Origin of the sequence: Wenjunlia vitaminophila DSM 41686 (genome assembly GCF_000380165.1) — a bacterium.
GTDB classification, from domain to species: domain Bacteria; phylum Actinomycetota; class Actinomycetes; order Streptomycetales; family Streptomycetaceae; genus Wenjunlia; species Wenjunlia vitaminophila.
Window position 1 is genome coordinate 1 of sequence record NZ_KB904649.1, and the last position, 1,227, is coordinate 1,227.

The following is a 1,227-nucleotide window of genomic DNA, read 5'->3' on the forward strand; positions in this document are numbered from 1 at the left end:
CCCCCGGGCCGACCGCCACGTCCTCACGGGTCCACTGTGCGGCTCCTCCACGGGGGACGACCAGGGCCTGTGGACAACCCCGCGGCCCGCGCCCCCGTCACGGCGGGCCGGAACGGGGGCCGGGAGCTCGGGCGCGGTGCCGGCGCGCGGTGCGTTCCCGGCTACCCCGGGTAGACCGGCGAGGTCCCCTCCTTGGGCTGGACCCGCTTCCAGTTGGAGTCCGGTCCCAGGCGGAACATCCCCTCCTCGGAGTCCGCGAGCAGCGGCCGGTTCCGGTCCGGGGGGGCGGCCACGGCGGTGACACCGCTGATCGCCGGCAGCATCGGGGTGTAGGACGTCGAGCCGTCGGTGTCCACGTACTTCAACTGCTGCACGCCCTGCGACTCCCTGCCCACCACCAGGATCCGGCTCTGGCCCGCCCAGGAGACCGCGGCGATGTCCTCGAGCTGCGGCGCCACCGGCCGCAGGTCACGCACCGACACCCTGGGGGCCCGCTCGGTGCCGCCGCGTTCGACCCGGCCGAGCTGGAGGGTGGTGCGGTCCCCGTCGCGCAGCACCAGCGCGATCCGCACCCCGTCGGCCGCCACCCGCAGCGACTGGACCCGGCGCCCCGCGAGGTCGGGCACGTCGACGGGGATGACCTGGTCTCCGCGGAGCACGATCAGCCGGGGCCGCTGCGGGTCCCGGTCGGCCACCCACAGGTCGCCCCAGCCGTCCCAGCTCGGCGCGCTCAGGCGGTCCTCGGGGCGCTGCGCGGTGCTGGTGAGCACGCTGGTGGCCCCGGTGCCCGCCTGGAAGTCGGCCACGTACAGGGCAGCGCCGTCGCGTCGGACCCCGGCCGCGCCCCGGCCGTCCAGCCGCACCGCGACGTTCCCCAGTTGGACCTGGCCCTCGCCGAAAGGTCCGGCCACCGGCGACGCCTGGACGTCGTGGTCGCCGAGGCTCACCAGGCGGTACTCGGGGTCGATGAAGAACTGGCCGACCGCCGCCTCGGTGGGCCGCAGCGGGTCGTAGGCGGCGACTTCGTCCCGGGACACGGTGCAGCTCGCGGAGCCGTCCACGTCCCGCAGTTCCACCACGTCTATCTTGGCCGCGGTGTGGTCCCGCATGGTGCCCATCAACTGCGTGGCCATCCGACGGCACTGCCGATCGGTGGTCTTGCCGGGGATCACCAACGGCACCCGCAGCCGCCGCTCGGAGTCCTCGATCTTCACGACCTCGCCGCTG

1 protein-coding gene is annotated in these 1,227 nt (G+C 74.9%); it reads right to left on the minus strand.

Annotated elements, in window-relative coordinates; translation table 11 throughout:
• Positions 1-161 precede the first annotated feature (161 nt).
• A partial coding sequence (locus A3IG_RS0104315) for an LpqB family beta-propeller domain-containing protein (RefSeq protein ID WP_018382312.1) occupies positions 162-1,227 on the minus strand: 1,066 nt, incomplete at its 5' end.